The sequence below is a fragment of the Sulfurimonas sp. genome, from assembly GCF_029027405.1.
Taxonomy (GTDB): domain Bacteria; phylum Campylobacterota; class Campylobacteria; order Campylobacterales; family Sulfurimonadaceae; genus Sulfurimonas.
The window spans coordinates 1,536,220-1,552,092 of the sequence record NZ_CP093396.1 but is presented as its reverse complement, the minus strand read 5'-3'; the positions used below and the strand labels follow the sequence as shown (position 1 = coordinate 1,552,092).

At 31.5% G+C, this 15,873-nt stretch carries 11 protein-coding genes and 1 tRNA gene; 6 read left to right on the top strand and 6 right to left on the bottom strand.

Annotated features, from left to right (window positions below; genetic code table 11):
- Position 1 precedes the first annotated feature (1 nt).
- The 4 genes from MOV42_RS07335 to MOV42_RS07320 form a co-directional block, all read right to left on the bottom strand.
- On the bottom strand, positions 2-523 hold the full coding sequence (locus MOV42_RS07335; RefSeq protein ID WP_324170543.1) for a UbiX family flavin prenyltransferase: 522 nt from the start codon (positions 521-523) through the stop codon (positions 2-4).
- Positions 520-1,389, bottom strand: coding sequence for a flagellar basal body P-ring formation chaperone FlgA (flgA, locus tag MOV42_RS07330; protein ID WP_324170542.1), 870 nt, complete (start codon positions 1,387-1,389; stop codon positions 520-522). The genes MOV42_RS07335 and flgA overlap by 4 nt, the downstream gene beginning before the upstream one ends.
- A gap of 51 nt (positions 1,390-1,440) precedes the next feature.
- Positions 1,441-2,079, bottom strand: coding sequence for an HAD family phosphatase (locus MOV42_RS07325; protein ID WP_324170541.1), 639 nt, complete (start codon positions 2,077-2,079; stop codon positions 1,441-1,443).
- A gap of 354 nt (positions 2,080-2,433) precedes the next feature.
- Positions 2,434-2,520 (bottom strand) — tRNA-Leu (locus MOV42_RS07320).
- A gap of 208 nt (positions 2,521-2,728) precedes the next feature.
- Here MOV42_RS07320 and MOV42_RS07315 point away from each other — a divergent pair.
- Positions 2,729-3,235 carry a patatin-like phospholipase family protein gene (locus MOV42_RS07315; RefSeq protein ID WP_324173007.1) on the top strand — a complete coding sequence of 169 codons (507 nt, stop codon included), beginning with the start codon at positions 2,729-2,731 and terminating at the stop codon, positions 3,233-3,235.
- A 19-nt stretch (positions 3,236-3,254) separates the two neighbouring features.
- Here MOV42_RS07315 and MOV42_RS14005 read toward each other — a convergent pair whose 3' ends face one another.
- Positions 3,255-4,187 carry an IS256 family transposase, variant Zn-binding type gene (locus tag MOV42_RS14005; RefSeq protein ID WP_416385452.1) on the bottom strand — a complete coding sequence of 311 codons (933 nt, stop codon included), beginning with the start codon at positions 4,185-4,187 and terminating at the stop codon, positions 3,255-3,257.
- Between the two features lie 204 nt (positions 4,188-4,391).
- Between MOV42_RS14005 and MOV42_RS07305 the strand changes: the two genes are divergently transcribed.
- The 3 genes from MOV42_RS07305 (at position 4,392) to acnB (ending at position 11,433) form a co-directional block, all read left to right on the top strand.
- Positions 4,392-6,518: a flagellar biosynthesis protein FlgL gene (locus tag MOV42_RS07305; protein WP_324170539.1), complete on the top strand. Its 2,127-nt coding sequence runs from the start codon at positions 4,392-4,394 to the stop codon at positions 6,516-6,518.
- A 60-nt stretch (positions 6,519-6,578) separates the two neighbouring features.
- Positions 6,579-8,705: a DNA translocase FtsK gene (locus MOV42_RS07300; RefSeq protein WP_324170538.1), complete on the top strand. Its 2,127-nt coding sequence runs from the start codon at positions 6,579-6,581 to the stop codon at positions 8,703-8,705.
- Positions 8,706-8,865: 160 nt separating this feature from the next.
- On the top strand, positions 8,866-11,433 hold the full coding sequence (gene acnB / locus MOV42_RS07295) for a bifunctional aconitate hydratase 2/2-methylisocitrate dehydratase (protein ID WP_324170537.1): 2,568 nt from the start codon (positions 8,866-8,868) through the stop codon (positions 11,431-11,433).
- A 22-nt stretch (positions 11,434-11,455) separates the two neighbouring features.
- Here the strand turns inward: acnB and lolA are convergent, their stop codons facing one another.
- A complete protein-coding gene (lolA, locus tag MOV42_RS07290) occupies positions 11,456-11,971 on the bottom strand; it encodes a LolA-like outer membrane lipoprotein chaperone (RefSeq protein WP_324170536.1) in 516 nt (171 codons plus the stop codon).
- Positions 11,972-12,097: 126 nt separating this feature from the next.
- On the opposite strand from lolA, the gene secA reads away from it, so the two are divergent.
- Both secA and MOV42_RS07280 read left to right on the top strand, forming a co-directional pair.
- Positions 12,098-14,674 (top strand): preprotein translocase subunit SecA, encoded by a 2,577-nt coding sequence (gene secA / locus MOV42_RS07285; protein WP_324170535.1) that lies wholly within the window; start codon positions 12,098-12,100, stop codon positions 14,672-14,674.
- Positions 14,671-15,873 (top strand): ABC transporter permease, encoded by a 1,203-nt coding sequence (locus tag MOV42_RS07280; protein ID WP_324170534.1) that lies wholly within the window; start codon positions 14,671-14,673, stop codon positions 15,871-15,873. Before secA ends, MOV42_RS07280 begins: the two co-directional genes overlap by 4 nt.

Genomic DNA, 15,873 nt, shown 5'->3' with positions numbered 1-15,873 from the left:
ATTATTCCCATCGTTTGTATAAATTATTTTCTATGCCAAGTAAGTCAAACCACTTACCAATGATGAAGTTTTCCATTTCATCTAATGTTTGTTGTTCTGAATAGTAAGCCATAACAGGAGGAGCGATTACAACTCCTAGTTGCGCTAATTTTTGCATGTTTTCTAAGGCAATAGCAGAAAAGGGCATCTCTCTTGGAGCTATAATTAGTTTCTTTTGCTCTTTTATCATCACACTAGCGCATCTAGTAACTAAATTATCAGAAATCCCACAAGCAATTTTAGCAAGTGTATTCATACTGCAAGGTGCAATTAGCATGGCATCTACACCAAAAGAACCAGATGCTATACTTGCTGAAATATCTTCATTTTCATGTAGTGTGAGATTATTTTCTTTTTCTAAAACAATATTAGAATTTTTTGTCATAATGAAGTGCTTATTAATATTTTTTGGAATTAATCTTAAAGCTTTTAAGCCTAAGTGTACTCCACTTGCACCACTAATGGCAATAACAACTTTCTTCATCTAATCTCCGCCTGATTTTTTCCAGTAACCTTAACTTTTAATCTTTTTCCATTTGTCTTTTGAACTCTAATAATACTATTTAGCTTACCGTTATCCAAGGCTAATGCGTTAAAACTAATAGACATATTATTTTTGTTTAGACTAATAGTAATATAAGAATTTTTCTTTACTAAGCTTAGTTCTTGAACATTTTTTAAGGTTATTATCTTATCTTTTTTTATATTGTACTTACTCTCAAAAGCGTGTGCTTTAAAGTTTTGTAAAGGTTTTGTCATAAATTTATCTAATATTATACTCTTTTTTGTGATATTTACACTTGATAGCTCACTGTTTTTTTTAATTTTCTCTTTTGATACATATATTGGAAGCCTTGCATAAATATTGTAATTAAAAAATATTTTTTTATTTTTTAGTGTTTTGATACTTACTATATCTCTTCTTGAGAGATAGTTCTTTGCTTGTATGTAGATGCTATACTGGCTAGGTAGAGATGCTATATAACTTCTAGGTAAAACTTCCACTTTTGTTATGTTTATAATGTCATATTTTTCTAAATAATAATTTTTTATATATAAAGCAATTTTTGAAGTGTCAATAGGGCTTTTAATTATGAATTTAATATATTTACCTTTGGTAGTTATATCAGTGTAGCCATGTTTTTTTAATCTATTAAGCAACTCTGTTGTAGTGACCTTTTTTGTGTGCCTGCTTGGTGGTATTTTATAAAGAACTTCATCTTTTGAATAATTTTCAATTAAAGTAGAAATATATATGTCGTTTGAGTTTACATAGTATGTGTTTTTTAAAATATGATTTGCATAAACTTGAGAGATTAATAAAATGAAAAGAATAAACTTAGTTAGCATCTATATAAAGTTCCCCTCTTTTTAATGTGATTATATATAAAAAACTATTAATTAGTTTTTAAGTAATCTTATCAAGTCAGAAAACTTCTCTATTTTATAAGTTGCTTTTGAGAAATCGTGAGTTAAAGTAAAGTTGTTTTTAACTATCGCACACTCTATTTTGGCATTTACAGCAGAGTTTAAACCTCTTTGAGAGTCCTCTATGACTAGACATTCATTTCTTGTGGCAGAAAACTTTTTCATACCAGCTAGGTACGGATCAGGGTAGGGTTTTGCACGGGGGTACTCTTCTACACAAAGAGAGAAGTCCATAAACTTGATGATATCTCTGTTGTTGTGGATAAGGTCAAAATCTACTCTTCTTGATGTAGTTATAATTCCCATTTTATACTCTTTTTTTAGCTCTTGGAGGGTATCGATAACACCATCTATTTCAATGTATTCATTTTTTATAAACTCTCTATAGTAGACATCTCTTCTTGTTCTTTGCACATCTATAACAGACTGAGATATATTCTGTGCCTTAGCTATTTCCCAAGCAGTTCCACCCCTTGCCATGATCTCCATATATACATCAAAAGTAAGCTCTATGTCTATTTCGGCTAAAGCTATTACATTTGCCTCGTAATACCAGTTTTCAGTCTCGACTAAAACGCCGTCATTGTCAAATAGAAGAAATTTCTTTGTCATAGTAGCTATTCCTCTTTATTTTTTAGTTTACTTTATAAAATCTATAGTAAATGTAGCATATATCTGAAAAATTGAAACATCTATATTTAATAACGAAGAAAAAGTGTTTATTTATAAATTAAAAATAGGTGGTACCAGTAGCCGGACTTGAACCGGCACACTATTACTAGCGGGAGATTTTGAATCCTGAACTCAACCCCTAAAACAAGGGGTTTAAAGAGTCTCTGTGCAATAACTGTGCAGTAAGTAGTTAAAATTAAACTTAAAAATAGCTATTGAGCACCGTTAATTTATTATGTGCAATTATACATGAAATATTATTTACTTGAGTTTGTATTTTGATTTTTTTAAAGGTGGTACCGCTACTCGGACTTGAACCGAGAAGCCCGTAAAGGCGGCAGATTTTGAATCTGCTGAGTTTACCAATTTCTCCATAGCGGCATATGCTGAAAACTTGAAATGGAAGTATGCCAAAAGATACCTAAATATATTCATAAATGAATATATTTTCTTGTGTTGAAAATTTAAAGGTATAATGTATTAATAATTTAGAAGTGGATTTTTTTAAGTAAAGCATTTTATATAAGACTTATGCACTAAAAAATTCAACAAGAGGATCAAGGAGAAAATCTTGAGTCTTAGTTTTTGAATTTTATCTATTGACGGGGGAGGGATAAGAGGAATCTATTCTGCTTTAATTTTAAAAGAAATAGAAGATAAATTTAAAATCAAAATTCATGAGCATTTTGATTTAATAGCTGGTACAAGTACAGGTTCAATACTTGCGTCTGCACTTGCACTAGATATTCCATTAAGTGAAGCTATAGATTTATATAAAAATGAAGGCTCCCAAATATTTAACTTTCGTAAACTAGGGTTTATGGGATTGTTTAAAAGTCGTTATAGAAGTGATCATTTAAAAAAACTATTAGAAGAAAAATTTCAAAATAAAACATTGTCAGATTCTTCAATTAAAACAAGGCTCTTAATTCCGACAACTGATATATCCAATGGAGACGTTCATGTAATAAAATCATATTACATAAGTGAATTTAAACGTGATAAAGATAGAAAAATTCAAGACGCAGTTTTATCTTCTTGCTCTGCACCTCTATATTTTAATCCAATTAGAATGGAAAATTATGATTTAAAGTAAATTTTTTTAGGCTGAATAATTATTTTTTCTTATAGTTTAATAAATAATCATCAACCATTTTTAACTTCAAGCTTTTGCTTAATCCTCTGTGGATTTTAATGAGTATTTTCAATGGAGAAAAAGTTCCACCATCGAGAGTATTTGTTGTGTTTGGAATCTTGAAATTTTTATATTTATTTCTTGTAAAAAGATATGAAAGATTAGCTCTTAAACTTCTATATGCAGCTCTAACTTTTTGATGAGTGTAATATGATTTACCAGTATCATTATTGATACTTTTTTCTTCTATAAAATTTTTATATGTTTCATACCATTCATCAAGCTTTTTAGTAAATTTTTTTTCATTAGTTTGAGTGAGTCGATACATGATTTTCTTCAAATCTTTTCCAGCTTGTAGTCTTGGTCTTTTAGTTATATATCTTCTCACAGTCTTTGCCTGATGGAAGTGACACATTTGTAGTGGAAAGTCTTTAAAAACCTTTTGTAAGCCTCTTTTGCCATCTATTGTGACTGATAGAACTGTATAGCCAAGCTCTAAAAGTTGATTGAGTAATAGTTTATAGTCAGCTGATAGTTCACTTTGAATATGTTTGGATAAAAGTATCTCTTTGGTAATGTCATCTTTAAAAACTAGCGTTCCAAGTTTATCTTTGCGTTTGCCATAAAAAGTAGCATCACAGATAAGAACTATCGCTCTAGGTTTATGATATTTTATATTTGGTTCATATTCAAATATTTGCTTCTGAATCCATCGAGAACTTTTCTTATATTCCTCTGCTAAATCACTTAGTGTTTGTCTCTTATAAATATACTTTTTAAAAATAATTTCTTGTAATTTATCTGGTCGTCTTTTTGATGAAAAATAACTATTACAACTTGAGCATTTATATCTCTGAATTCCACCTAATTCACCATTTTTTTTAGTCTTTTTTGATGTACAGTGTGGACAGATTTTTGCATTTTTTTACAGCTCATTGTAAATAAAACCTTTTTAACCATTACTATACAGTAGTTTCAAGCACTTTTCAGCCTAAAAAATTTTACTTTAAATCGACTTTTTACTTAAAAGTAAATAACATTTTGGCGATATACTGTAATGGAACTTTTTTTGCTTAAATAAAGCAATATTAAGGTTTTATACAAATGGAGGTGCATTATGCGAATAACATCGGGTATGTATGACAAAAATATATATGAAACAAACAACTCAAAATTGAGTAATAAACTTTTTGATGTAAACAAGCAGATAGCATCTGGATTCAAAATTCAGTATGCAAAAGGTGATGTAAGAATATTTGCAGAAACGATGATGCTAGATAATGAGCTCTTTGGTTTAGAACAAATTATAAATAGTACTCAGAGTGGACATAAGATTTCAAATCAAACAGATGTTATTTTAAATGAGTTTACTAAAACTATGACTAGAATGAGGACTCTTTTGGTTAATGCAGCCAATGGTACACATAGTGATGCATCGTTAGATGCTATTGCTAATGAGTTAAGAGTAATTGAAGAGCATTTTAAAAATCTATCTAATACATCAATAAATGGACAGTATTTATTTTCAGGGACAGCTGTTGACATTAAGCCAATATCGTCTGATGGAAAATATCATGGAAATAATGGCTCATTAAAGTCATTTTTAGGTTCAGGCTCTCAGCAACAATATAATATATCTGGAGATCAGTTGTTTTTTGGGGAAGAAGTATTAACCAAAAGAAAGATAACAACGAATGTAGAGCAAAGTAATGTATCTAAAAAGTATGATTTTGCGACAGGAACTGACAATGAAACTATTTCTTCGCCACTGGCTAGCAAGGATACTATTCGTGATTTTATGGGAGATACAGATGATAACATAGACTCTATAACGAATAAGCATCATTTTTATTTAAGAGGAACAACTAGTAACGGCACTTCTTTTAAAAGCAAAATATCCATGAAAGATACAGATACAGTTGATGAGTTGTTAAGCAGAATAGGTCAGGCATATGGAAATACTGCAAATTTAAAGGTTGTTAATGTGTCACTAAATTCTTCTGGTCAAATTGTTGTAGAAGATAAAATTAAAGGTTCTAGTAAGCTTGACTTTCATATGGTTGGGGCGGTTGACTTTGATACAACTGGCGCAGATGCCGCAAATATTACAGATATAGATGATTTAGATTCTGGTGAAGCTAGTTTTAAAAATATTATGAATACTCTGAGTACTGGTGGTATCCCAGGCTTATATGTAAAAGAATTTATTAAGTCAGGTTTCACATCTGCTAGCACTGGCTCGAACCCAGCGGCAACAAATATTGAAGGTTTGCTTCATGACAGAACACAATTTAGTAAAGATGGTTCTAGATTATCTTCAAATGTATCTCAAATACTTAAAGATACAAATGCTTTTGCTAGTGATTCAACAAAATTACATGAAGTTTTTTCTGGTATTACATATAATACTGATGGAACTTATGCAAGTGGCTTAGATGGAAAAGTTTTAAAGCTCACGGGTGTTGATATTAATGGTTCAAACTATGATGTAGATATCAACCTTTCAGATGCTGGTTCAACTTTTAGTGTTGGTGGAAATACTTATGATATATTTAATGTGGCAAGTGTTAGAACTGGAACTCCAGCAGGAGACTTAACCTATAAACAATTAATGGATGTTGTAAATATGGTAGTTACAAATACTCTTCCAACAGCTTCTCCAGCTGGTACAGCAGCTCAATATGATGCAGCAGTTAAAGATGCTAATGCAAAAGGAGGTACATTTTTAAGTAGTGATGGAAAAATTAATTTTAAAGAGTTAGGTTCAACAAGTACAGAAGCAAAATTATCTCTTTATGATTCAAATAGTGATGATTTTTCTGGTGCAGCATCTGTTGGATCTTTTAACTCAAACAATGCTTTAACTATTCGCGACCCTAAAACAGATTTTTTCAAGCAACTAAATAAGATGATTACAGCTGTAGAAGATCATAAAGTATATCCAGATGCTTCTGATGGCAGTCCAAGGAATGCAGGAATAGAGAATGCACTTACTATGATTGATGATTTACAAAATCATATTAGCAGATCTCACGCTATGGTTGGATCACAATCGAATGCACTTAAATCATCTCTTGGAAGAACAAAACTTATAAAAATAAGCACACAGACTTTGCGTTCGCAAGTTTTAGATACAGATGCGGCAGAAGCCGCGCTTACATTAAAAAAACTAACTATAAATTATGAAGCTATGCTGTTAACAGTTGGAAAAGTATCAAAACTTAGTTTAGTTAATTATTTGTAGAATTTTTGGCTATACTTCAATTTATTAAACAACTATCTATATTTTAAAGGCGAAGGTAATTTGAAAGAAACCATATTTATTGCTACATTTGGAATCATAATCTATTTAAGTTTTGCCACTATATTCGGACATAGTGGTCTTATAGGAAGTTATGGTGTTGCTTTTTCAACATATAACCATTTGTATTTTGGATATGTTTCTTTTGTCTATTTACTTTTATTTTTGTTACCGTTATATTTTTTATACAAAAATCCTTCGTTTAATATTCGTAAATTTGAGCTTGGAATTGCCTCTTTTTTAATACTATTTTCTTTTCTTTTAGCACAATCAATGCTTGTTCAAAATGAGTTTAGAGGAAAAATAGGTGCGGATTTTACCGACTTTTTATCTCCATATATAGGTCTTTTAGGACTTTGGATTTTTTGGTTTATTATTACATCTGTTTCAGTGCTTCTACTTGCAAATAAAAGTATGAAAGAACTCGCTTCAATATTAAAAGTAAAAGTAAAAAAAGAAAAGTCAATTGATAATATTATAGAAGAGAACAACACAAGCAGCGAGTATGATGAACCAGCTTATTTGCGACAAAATGAGAATAAAAAACTTATTCAAGCTCAAGAAAAAGAGCAAGTGATGGAAGTTAAAAAGGTTTCTAAAGAAAAACATACAAATACTATTTTAGATATTGCACTAAAAGTAAAAGAGCAAAAAAATGCTTTAATTGTAGATGAGCTAGAAGAAAATACTAAATTATTAGAAAGTATTGAAAAAGGTAAAGTTGAAAAACCAAAAAACTTTACTCTTCCGTCTGTCGATTTTTTGCAAAAAGCAGATATTACAAAACATAATATTGATGAAAGTGAGCTAGATGATAAGATACGCTATTTAATAGAAAAATTAGCTCATTTTAAGATAGATGGAGATGTTGTTAGAACTTATGCTGGACCTGTTGTATCTACTTTTGAGTTTAAACCGGCAGCAAATGTAAAAGTTAGTAAAATATTAAATTTGCAAGATGATTTAGCGATGGCTTTATCAGCTGAAACAATTCGTATTCAGGCACCTATACCTGGAAAGGATGTTGTGGGTATTGAAATACCAAATGATAGTGTAGATACTATTTATTTGAGAGATTTGCTTGATTCTAAACTTTTTAAAGACTCATCTTCACCACTTACAATCGCACTTGGAAAAGATATTGTTGGAAAACCTTTTGTAACAGACCTTAAAAAGCTTCCACATCTTCTAATTGCTGGTACAACAGGAAGTGGTAAAAGTGTTGGTATTAATGCAATGATTTTATCACTTCTATACAAAAATTCGCCTGATCAACTTAGACTTTTAATGATTGACCCTAAGATGCTTGAGTTTTCTATTTATAATGATATTCCACATCTTCTTACTCCTGTGATAACAAAACCAAAACAAGCAATAGTAGCTTTAAATAATATGGTTAGTGAGATGGAAAGACGCTACGAAATGATGGCTGAGACAAGAACTAAAAATATAGAAAACTACAACGAAAAAGCAAAAAAGGAAGGTGGAGAATCATTTCCATATATTGTTGTTATAATAGATGAGTTAGCAGATTTAATGATGACAAGCGGTAAAGAAGTTGAACATTCAATAGCAAGACTTGCTCAAATGGCAAGAGCATCTGGAATTCATTTGGTAGTTGCTACTCAAAGACCATCTGTTGATGTTGTAACTGGACTTATAAAAGCAAACTTACCATCTAGAATATCGTATAGAGTAGGGCAAAAAGTTGATTCTAAAATCATTTTAGACCAGATGGGTGCTGAGTCATTATTGGGACGAGGGGATATGCTTTTTACTCCACCTGGCTCAACTGGTTTAGTGCGTCTTCATGCTCCATGGAGTACAGAAAAAGAGATAGAAGATATAGTTGAGTTTATTAAGTCACAAAGAGAACCTAGCTATGATAAAAGCTTTCTGTTGGAAGATACTCTTGAAACAAGTGAATTTAAAAGTGAATCATACGAAGAGTTAGATTCCTTATACAATGAAGCAAAACATGTGATACTTACAGATAGAAAAACATCTATTTCCTACCTGCAACGAAAATTACAAATAGGCTACAATCGTTCAGCAAGAATTATAGAGCAACTTGAGGGCGAAGGTATCTTGTCTACTACAAACGCAAAAGGTGTTCGAGAAATTTTATAAAATATTTAAAAATATTTAAAAATATTTAATTTAATTTAATTTAATTTTATGTTACTATTCTTAACATATTTAAAAGTAAAGCTACTATAAGTAACACTAATTATTCCTACTCTCATAATTTGGCTATAATCCCTCTATAAATTTAAACATAAGGATTATTATGGCGTTTATTGAAGACTATAAAACACATACAGCACAGAGAGGGGCAGAGGGTGTTCCACCATTAGCTTTAACTGCTGAGCAGACAGCAGAACTTGTTGAATTATTGAAAACTTCACCAATTGTGGAGGAAGATTATTTAATGGATATATTTGAAAATAAAATTCCAGCTGGTGTTGATGATGCTGCTTATGTAAAGGCTGCATTTTTAAATGATGTAGTCCAAGGAAAAGCTCCTTGTGACGCTATAAATGCTGTGAAAGCATGTGAAATCTTAGGTTTAATGCTTGGTGGTTTTAATGTAACTCCATTGGTTGAAGCACTTAAGCTTGATTCTGATGTTGCAGATGCTGCAGCAGAGCAACTTAAAAATACAATCTTAGTATATGATGTGTTTAATGATGTGAAAACATTAATGGACACAGGTAACGCTAGAGCTAAAGAAATTATTGAGTCTTGGGCAAACGGTGAATGGTTTACTAATAAGCCTGCAATGTCTAAAGAAATCACTGTAACAGTATATAAGATTCCAGGTGAAACAAATACTGATGATTTATCTCCTGCATCTGAAGCTTTTACGAGGGCAGATATTCCTGTTCATGCAAAAGCATTTCTAGTAAGCAGAATGGAAAATCCATTAGAAACTATGGAAAAACTAAAAGAAAAAGGTCACCCATTAGCATATGTTGGTGATGTTGTGGGTACCGGTTCTTCTCGCAAATCTGGCATTAACTCTGTTCAATGGCATATGGGTGTTGATATTAAAGGTATTCCAAATAAAAGAACAGGTGGTATCGTTATTGGTGATATTATTGCTCCAATTTTCTTTAATACAGCAGAAGATTCAGGATGTATCCCTATTCAAGCACCAACTTCAGAACTAAATACGGGTGATGTTATCACAGTTAAACCATTTGATGGTACAATTGAAAAAGATGGAAAAGTAGTTTCTACTTATGAAATCTCTCCAAATACTCTTCCAGATGAAATGAGAGCTGGTGGTCGTATTCCGCTTATTATTGGAAAAGGTTTAACCGCAAAAGCTAGAGAAGCATTAGGCTTAGATGTAGGAGATTTATTTATGACTCCTTCACAACCTGCAGATAATGGTAAAGGTTATACACTAGCACAAAAAATGGTTGGTCGTGCTTGTGGTGTTGAAGGTATTAAACCAAATGTTTACTGTGAGCCAATTGCGACAACTGTTGGTTCTCAAGATACAACAGGTCCAATGACAAGAGATGAAGTAAAAGAACTTGCTGCTCTGAATTTTGGCGCAGATATGGTTATGCAGTCATTTTGTCATACTGCTGCTTATCCAAAACCAGCAGACATCAATCTTCAACATACTCTTCCAAAATTTTGGACTGAAAGAAAAGGTTTTATTCTTCGTCCAGGTGATGGAGTAATTCACTCTTGGTTAAATAGACTTTGTATGCCAGATACTGTAGGTACAGGTGGAGATTCACATACTCGTTTCCCAATTGGTATCTCTTTTCCAGCTGGTTCAGGTCTTGTCGCATTTGCAGGTGTTACAGGTATGATGCCTCTTACTATGCCAGAATCTGTACTTGTTAGATTTAAAGGTAGTTTGCAACCAGGTATCACTCTTCGTGATATGGTTAATGCTATTCCTTACCAAGCTATTAAAGATGGTTTATTAACTGTTGCTAAAGCGGGTAAGAAAAATATTTTTGCTGGTCGTGTTTTAGAGATTGAAGGTCTTCCAGATTTAAAAGTTGAACAAGCTTTTGAGCTTTCAGATGCTTCAGCGGAGCGTTCAGCAGCAGCATGTGCTGTTAGTCTTAATAAAGAACCAATTATTGAGTATTTAGAGTCAAACATAGTGCTAATTGAAGAGTTAATTGCTCAAGGTTATCAAGATGCAGCAACTCTACAAAGAAGAGCTGATAAAATGAAAGCATGGATTGCTAATCCTGAACTTTTAAAAGCTGATAAAGATGCAGAGTATGCAGCTATAATCGAAATAGATATGGATAAGATCACTGAGCCTCTTTTAGCTTGTCCAAATGATCCAGATGATGTTAAGTCGTTAAGTGAAATTCATGCGCAGGGCATGCACACAAAAATTGATGAAGTATTTGTTGGTTCATGTATGACAAATATTGGTCTTTTTAGAGCTGCTGGTGAGATTCTTAAAGGTGAGGGTGCAGTTGCAAACAAGCTTTGGATTTGTCCTCCAACTAAGATGGATGAGAAAACTCTTCAAGAAGAGGGTTATTACTCTGTATTTGGTATGGCTGGAGCTAGAACTGAGATTCCTGGTTGTTCTTTATGTATGGGTAATCAAGCTTCGGTTGCTGTTAATGCTTATGTATTCTCAACTTCAACAAGAAACTTTGATAACAGATTAGGTAAAGGTTCTCAAGTTTATCTTGGTTCTGCTGAACTTGCAGCTGTTGTAGCTCTTAAAGGTGCATTACCTTCAGCATCTGAGTATCTTTCAATGGTTGAAAATAAAATCAAACCAGAAATGACTGATGAGATTTATAAATATCTTAACTTTAACAAAGTTAGTAAAGACGAACTATCTGCAATGATTAAATAAAAAAAGGGCAAAGCCCTTTTTTTTAATCTCTTATAACATCAAATTCTAAAGGGTACTTTGGAATAAATATCTCATTATTAATCTTTTTATTTTGTTCCTGATTACTAAAAATTATTTTTACATTATTTTCAAACTCATCAATATATGAAATTGATTTAATAATCTCTTTTTCTATAATAATTGTAAATTTTGATTCTCTATATTTTGCTTCATAAGTATTTTTATTGATTTGTTTGGCACTCTTGAGTATTTTAAAAAAATCAAAATCAGATTTTATATTTCTTATAATAACCTGTTCTATCTCTGGTTCTACAACAACAACTCTAAAGCTGTTTATATATACATTTTTTTTTATTGGTTTTTTGTAGTTCCAAAGAGCATTTTGTGGCTTTGAAGCTATGATTTGTCCTCTATAAACTAAAGACTTGTTCTTTTCATCTGTTATGGTTTGTGTGAAGTTTGCCTTGAATGATTTTAGTGTATCAATAGAGGCAAAACTTAGTGTTGAAGATAGAAGTAGAGTTAAAATATATTTCATAAAATTCCTTGTTTTAGAAATTATATCAAATTTATGCAAACTGTAATTATTACTATGCTAGAATGAGGGCAATTTCAGTGGCAACTATATAGTATATTATATAGTTGCCTATATTAAGGTAAGCGAATGCTACAAGCATTAATGGGTAAGATTTTTGGTACTTCAAATGATCGAGAATTGAAAAAATATTCAACAAGAGTTAAAAAAATAAATGCACTAGAAGCTCAATATGAGGCTTTAAGTGATGATGAATTAAAAAAAGCATTTGATGAGATAAGAGATGCTGTTAAAAATAAAGAGAAAACTTTAAATGATGTACTTGAGGATTCTTTTGCTATTACTAGAGAAGTAAGTAAGAGAGTTTTAGAGATGAGACACTTTGATGTTCAGTTGATCGGTGGCATGGTTTTACATGAAGGTAGAATAGCTGAGATGAAAACAGGTGAGGGTAAAACACTTGTTGCGACATTGGCTATTGTTTTAAATGCACTTAGCTCAAAAGGTGTTCATCTAGTCACCGTAAATGATTACTTAGCATCTAGAGATGCTACAGAAATGGGTGTTTTGTATAATTATTTAGGTTTTACTGTTGGTACTGTTCTTGAAAGTAATGCAACTCCAGAAGAAAAAATACAAGCATATAAGTGTGACATAACATATGGAACAAATAACGAGTTTGGATTTGATTATTTGAGAGATAATATGAGCTATTCAGCGGATCAGATGGCTCAAAGAAATCATAATTTTGTAATTGTTGATGAAGTTGATAGTATTTTAATTGATGAGGCAAGAACACCACTTATTATTTCTGGACCAACAAATAGAACGATGCAAGACTATGCAGATGCTAATGGCATAGCTCTAAAGCTAACAAAAGATGAGCATTTTACGGTTGATGAAAAAGACAAGGTAGTTCTTATTACAGAAGATGGAATTACTAAAGCAGAAGAACTTTTTGGGGTTGAAAATCTTTATAGTGTTGAAAACTCATCTTTGCCCCATGCTCTTGATCAAGCACTTAAAGCAAACTACTTGTTTGAAAAAGATGTTGATTATGTAGTTAATAGCGGTGAAGTTGTCATTGTTGATGAATTTACAGGAAGACTTAGTGAAGGTCGTCGTTTTAGTGAAGGACTTCATCAAGCACTAGAAGCAAAAGAAAAAGTTGAGATTAAAGAAGAAACTCAAACTCTAGCAGATATTACATTTCAAAACTACTTTAGAATGTATGATAAACTAGCTGGTATGACTGGAACAGCAGAAACAGAAGCTACTGAGTTTACTCAAATATACTCACTTGATGTTGTTTCTATACCTACAAATATACCAATCACAAGAGCAGATTTAAATGATTTAATTTATAAAACAGAAGAAGAAAAATTTACTGCTGTTATAGAAACAATTAAAAAATTATCTAAAACAGGTCAACCAATATTAATAGGTACTGCATCTATAGAAAAATCTGAAGATTTACACGATGTATTAAAGAAAGAAAAAATTGCTCATACTGTTTTAAATGCTAAAAACCACGAACAAGAGGGTGAAATCATTAAAAATGCTGGTGTTAAAGGTGCTGTAACTATTGCAACTAATATGGCAGGTCGTGGTGTTGATATCAAAGTAAATGCTGAAGTAACAGAACTTGGTGGTTTATACATAGTAGGTACTGAACGGCATGAAAATCGCCGTATTGACAACCAACTTCGTGGTCGTAGTGGTAGACAAGGCGATGCCGGAACTACCCAATTTTATCTATCACTAGAAGACAACTTACTTCGTATTTTTGGAAGCGATAAGATAAAATCTATTATGGAAAGATTAGGCGTTGAAGATGGAGAGTTTATAGAGTCTAAAATGGTTACTCGTGCGGTTGAAAAAGCTCAGAAAAAAGTTGAAAATATGCACTATGAGGGTAGAAAGCAGATTGTTGAATACGATGATGTTGCAAATGAACAAAGAAAAATCGTATATAAATTTAGAAATCAGCTTTTAGATTCGGACTTTGATATAATTGAGAAGATTGATGAAGTTAGAGTTGAGTATGTTGACAATATTTTAAATAACTGTGATATTTTTGATGGTGGAGCAAGAGAAGACTTTAACCTTAAGAAGCTACTTGAAGTTGTAAAAGAAGAGATAAATCTTGATCTAATTTTACAAGATTATGAATCTTTAGATTTTGAAGAACTTCAAGAAAAAATTACAACTGAAATTAAAAAATCATACAATGATAAAATGAGTGTTTTAGAAGAAGATATACAGCATGAAATAGCAAGAGAATTGTATTTAAAAGAGTTAGATAATGCGTGGAGAGAGCATCTATACTCTATGGATACTATGAAAACAGGCATTAGACTTCGTGCATACAATCAAAAAGACCCTCTTGTTGAGTATAAAAAAGAGAGTTATAATCTTTTTACTGAACTTATAAAAGATATTAAATTCAACACTATTAAAACTCTTCAAATTATTCAGTTTAGAATGGAAGCACCAGAAGATGAAGCAGCCGAGGTTGCTCAGCAGTTAGAACTACAAAGAAAACTTGATGAAGCCGCAAGAGAACTTAACCATAAATCAAAAGACAATGAAAAAATCAGCGTTAAAAAAATATCAAGAAATGAACCTTGTCCTTGTGGAAGTGGAAAAAAATATAAGCAATGTTGCGGTAAAAGCGGACCAAAAAAAGGTGCCTTTGCTTCTTGAATAAATCAATAGTACAATATCTTGTCAAGCGTTTCTTACGATTTGACAAGGATCAACCTTTTATATTTCTATCAGCCTTACTAGCATTTTTAGGTATTACTCTCGGCGTAATGGTACTTTTAATTGCTATGGCTTTGATGAATGGTTTTGATAAAGAATTTAAGAAAAAACTAACTATTATGAACTATCCACTTACAATTATTCCAAAATTTTATGGCGCAGTAAATGAAAATCTCCTAATTGACTTAGAGTCAAAGTTTCCAAATTTAAAATTTAGCCCCTATGTTCAGTCAGCTGTAATGGCAAGAAGTGGAAGAAATTTAGAAGGTGGATACATCTTCGGTGTGAATTTTGAAGATGAAATTAAAGTAAATAGTATCTTAGCAAAAGCTATAAAAAATAGTAAATATTCGAAATTTGATGTATTGATTGGTAAAAGCTTAAAAGAAGAGTTTAATGTTTTTATAGATGATAGACTAATGTATATCTTTACAAATGTTGAACCAGGAGGCTTGTCTATAACACCAAAAATAAAAAGATTCAAAGTAAAAGGTATTTTTGATTCTGGGCTTAGTGCGTATGATAAGGCATATAGCTATACTACTCTAGCATCTATGCAGACAATGCTACACATTCCATCAAATCAATATGATGGAATTCATATTTTTTCAGAAAATCCTCATGATGATATTTTAAAAATAAAAAAAATATTGCCAATTAATGTTACTGTAAAAGGATGGTGGGAGGATAATGTTAATTTTTTTGCGGCATTAGAGTTGGAAAAAGCCTCATTATTTATAGTATTAATGCTTATTATCCTTATAGCATCTATAAATATAATTTCTTCATTACTAATGACAGTTATGAATAGACGAAGTGAAATTGCTCTTCTTTTATCACTTGGTGCAACGACAGGAGAGATTAAAAAAGTATTTTTATACCTTGGCATTGCAATAGGTATAACAGGAATATTTTCAGGTGTAATATTTGGTATGGGAGGTTTATGGATTTTGAGTAATTTTGATATTGTTTCTTTACCAAAAGATGTTTATCCAACAACTACCTTACCTTTAGACTTAAGTATAAAAGATTTTTTCCTTATTGTAAGCGGTGCATTTGTTATTGTAATTGCTTCTTCATTTTATCCAGCAAAAAAAGCAAGTGAAGTCGATATCTTAACTGTATTAAGAAATGAATAA

What these genes read in the sequence shown, in the direction of transcription:
- MOV42_RS07335 (WP_324170543.1), bottom strand. Translation starts at nt 523, where the DNA reads ATGAAGAAAGTTGTTATTGCCATTAGTGGTGCAAGTGGAGTACACTTA.
- flgA (WP_324170542.1), bottom strand. Translation starts at nt 1,389, where the DNA reads ATGCTAACTAAGTTTATTCTTTTCATTTTATTAATCTCTCAAGTTTAT.
- MOV42_RS07325 (WP_324170541.1), bottom strand. Translation starts at nt 2,079, where the DNA reads ATGACAAAGAAATTTCTTCTATTTGACAATGACGGCGTTTTAGTCGAG.
- MOV42_RS07305 (WP_324170539.1), top strand. Translation starts at nt 4,392, where the DNA reads ATGCGAATAACATCGGGTATGTATGACAAAAATATATATGAAACAAAC.
- acnB (WP_324170537.1), top strand. Translation starts at nt 8,866, where the DNA reads ATGGCGTTTATTGAAGACTATAAAACACATACAGCACAGAGAGGGGCA.
- lolA (WP_324170536.1), bottom strand. Translation starts at nt 11,971, where the DNA reads ATGAAATATATTTTAACTCTACTTCTATCTTCAACACTAAGTTTTGCC.
- secA (WP_324170535.1), top strand. Translation starts at nt 12,098, where the DNA reads ATGCTACAAGCATTAATGGGTAAGATTTTTGGTACTTCAAATGATCGA.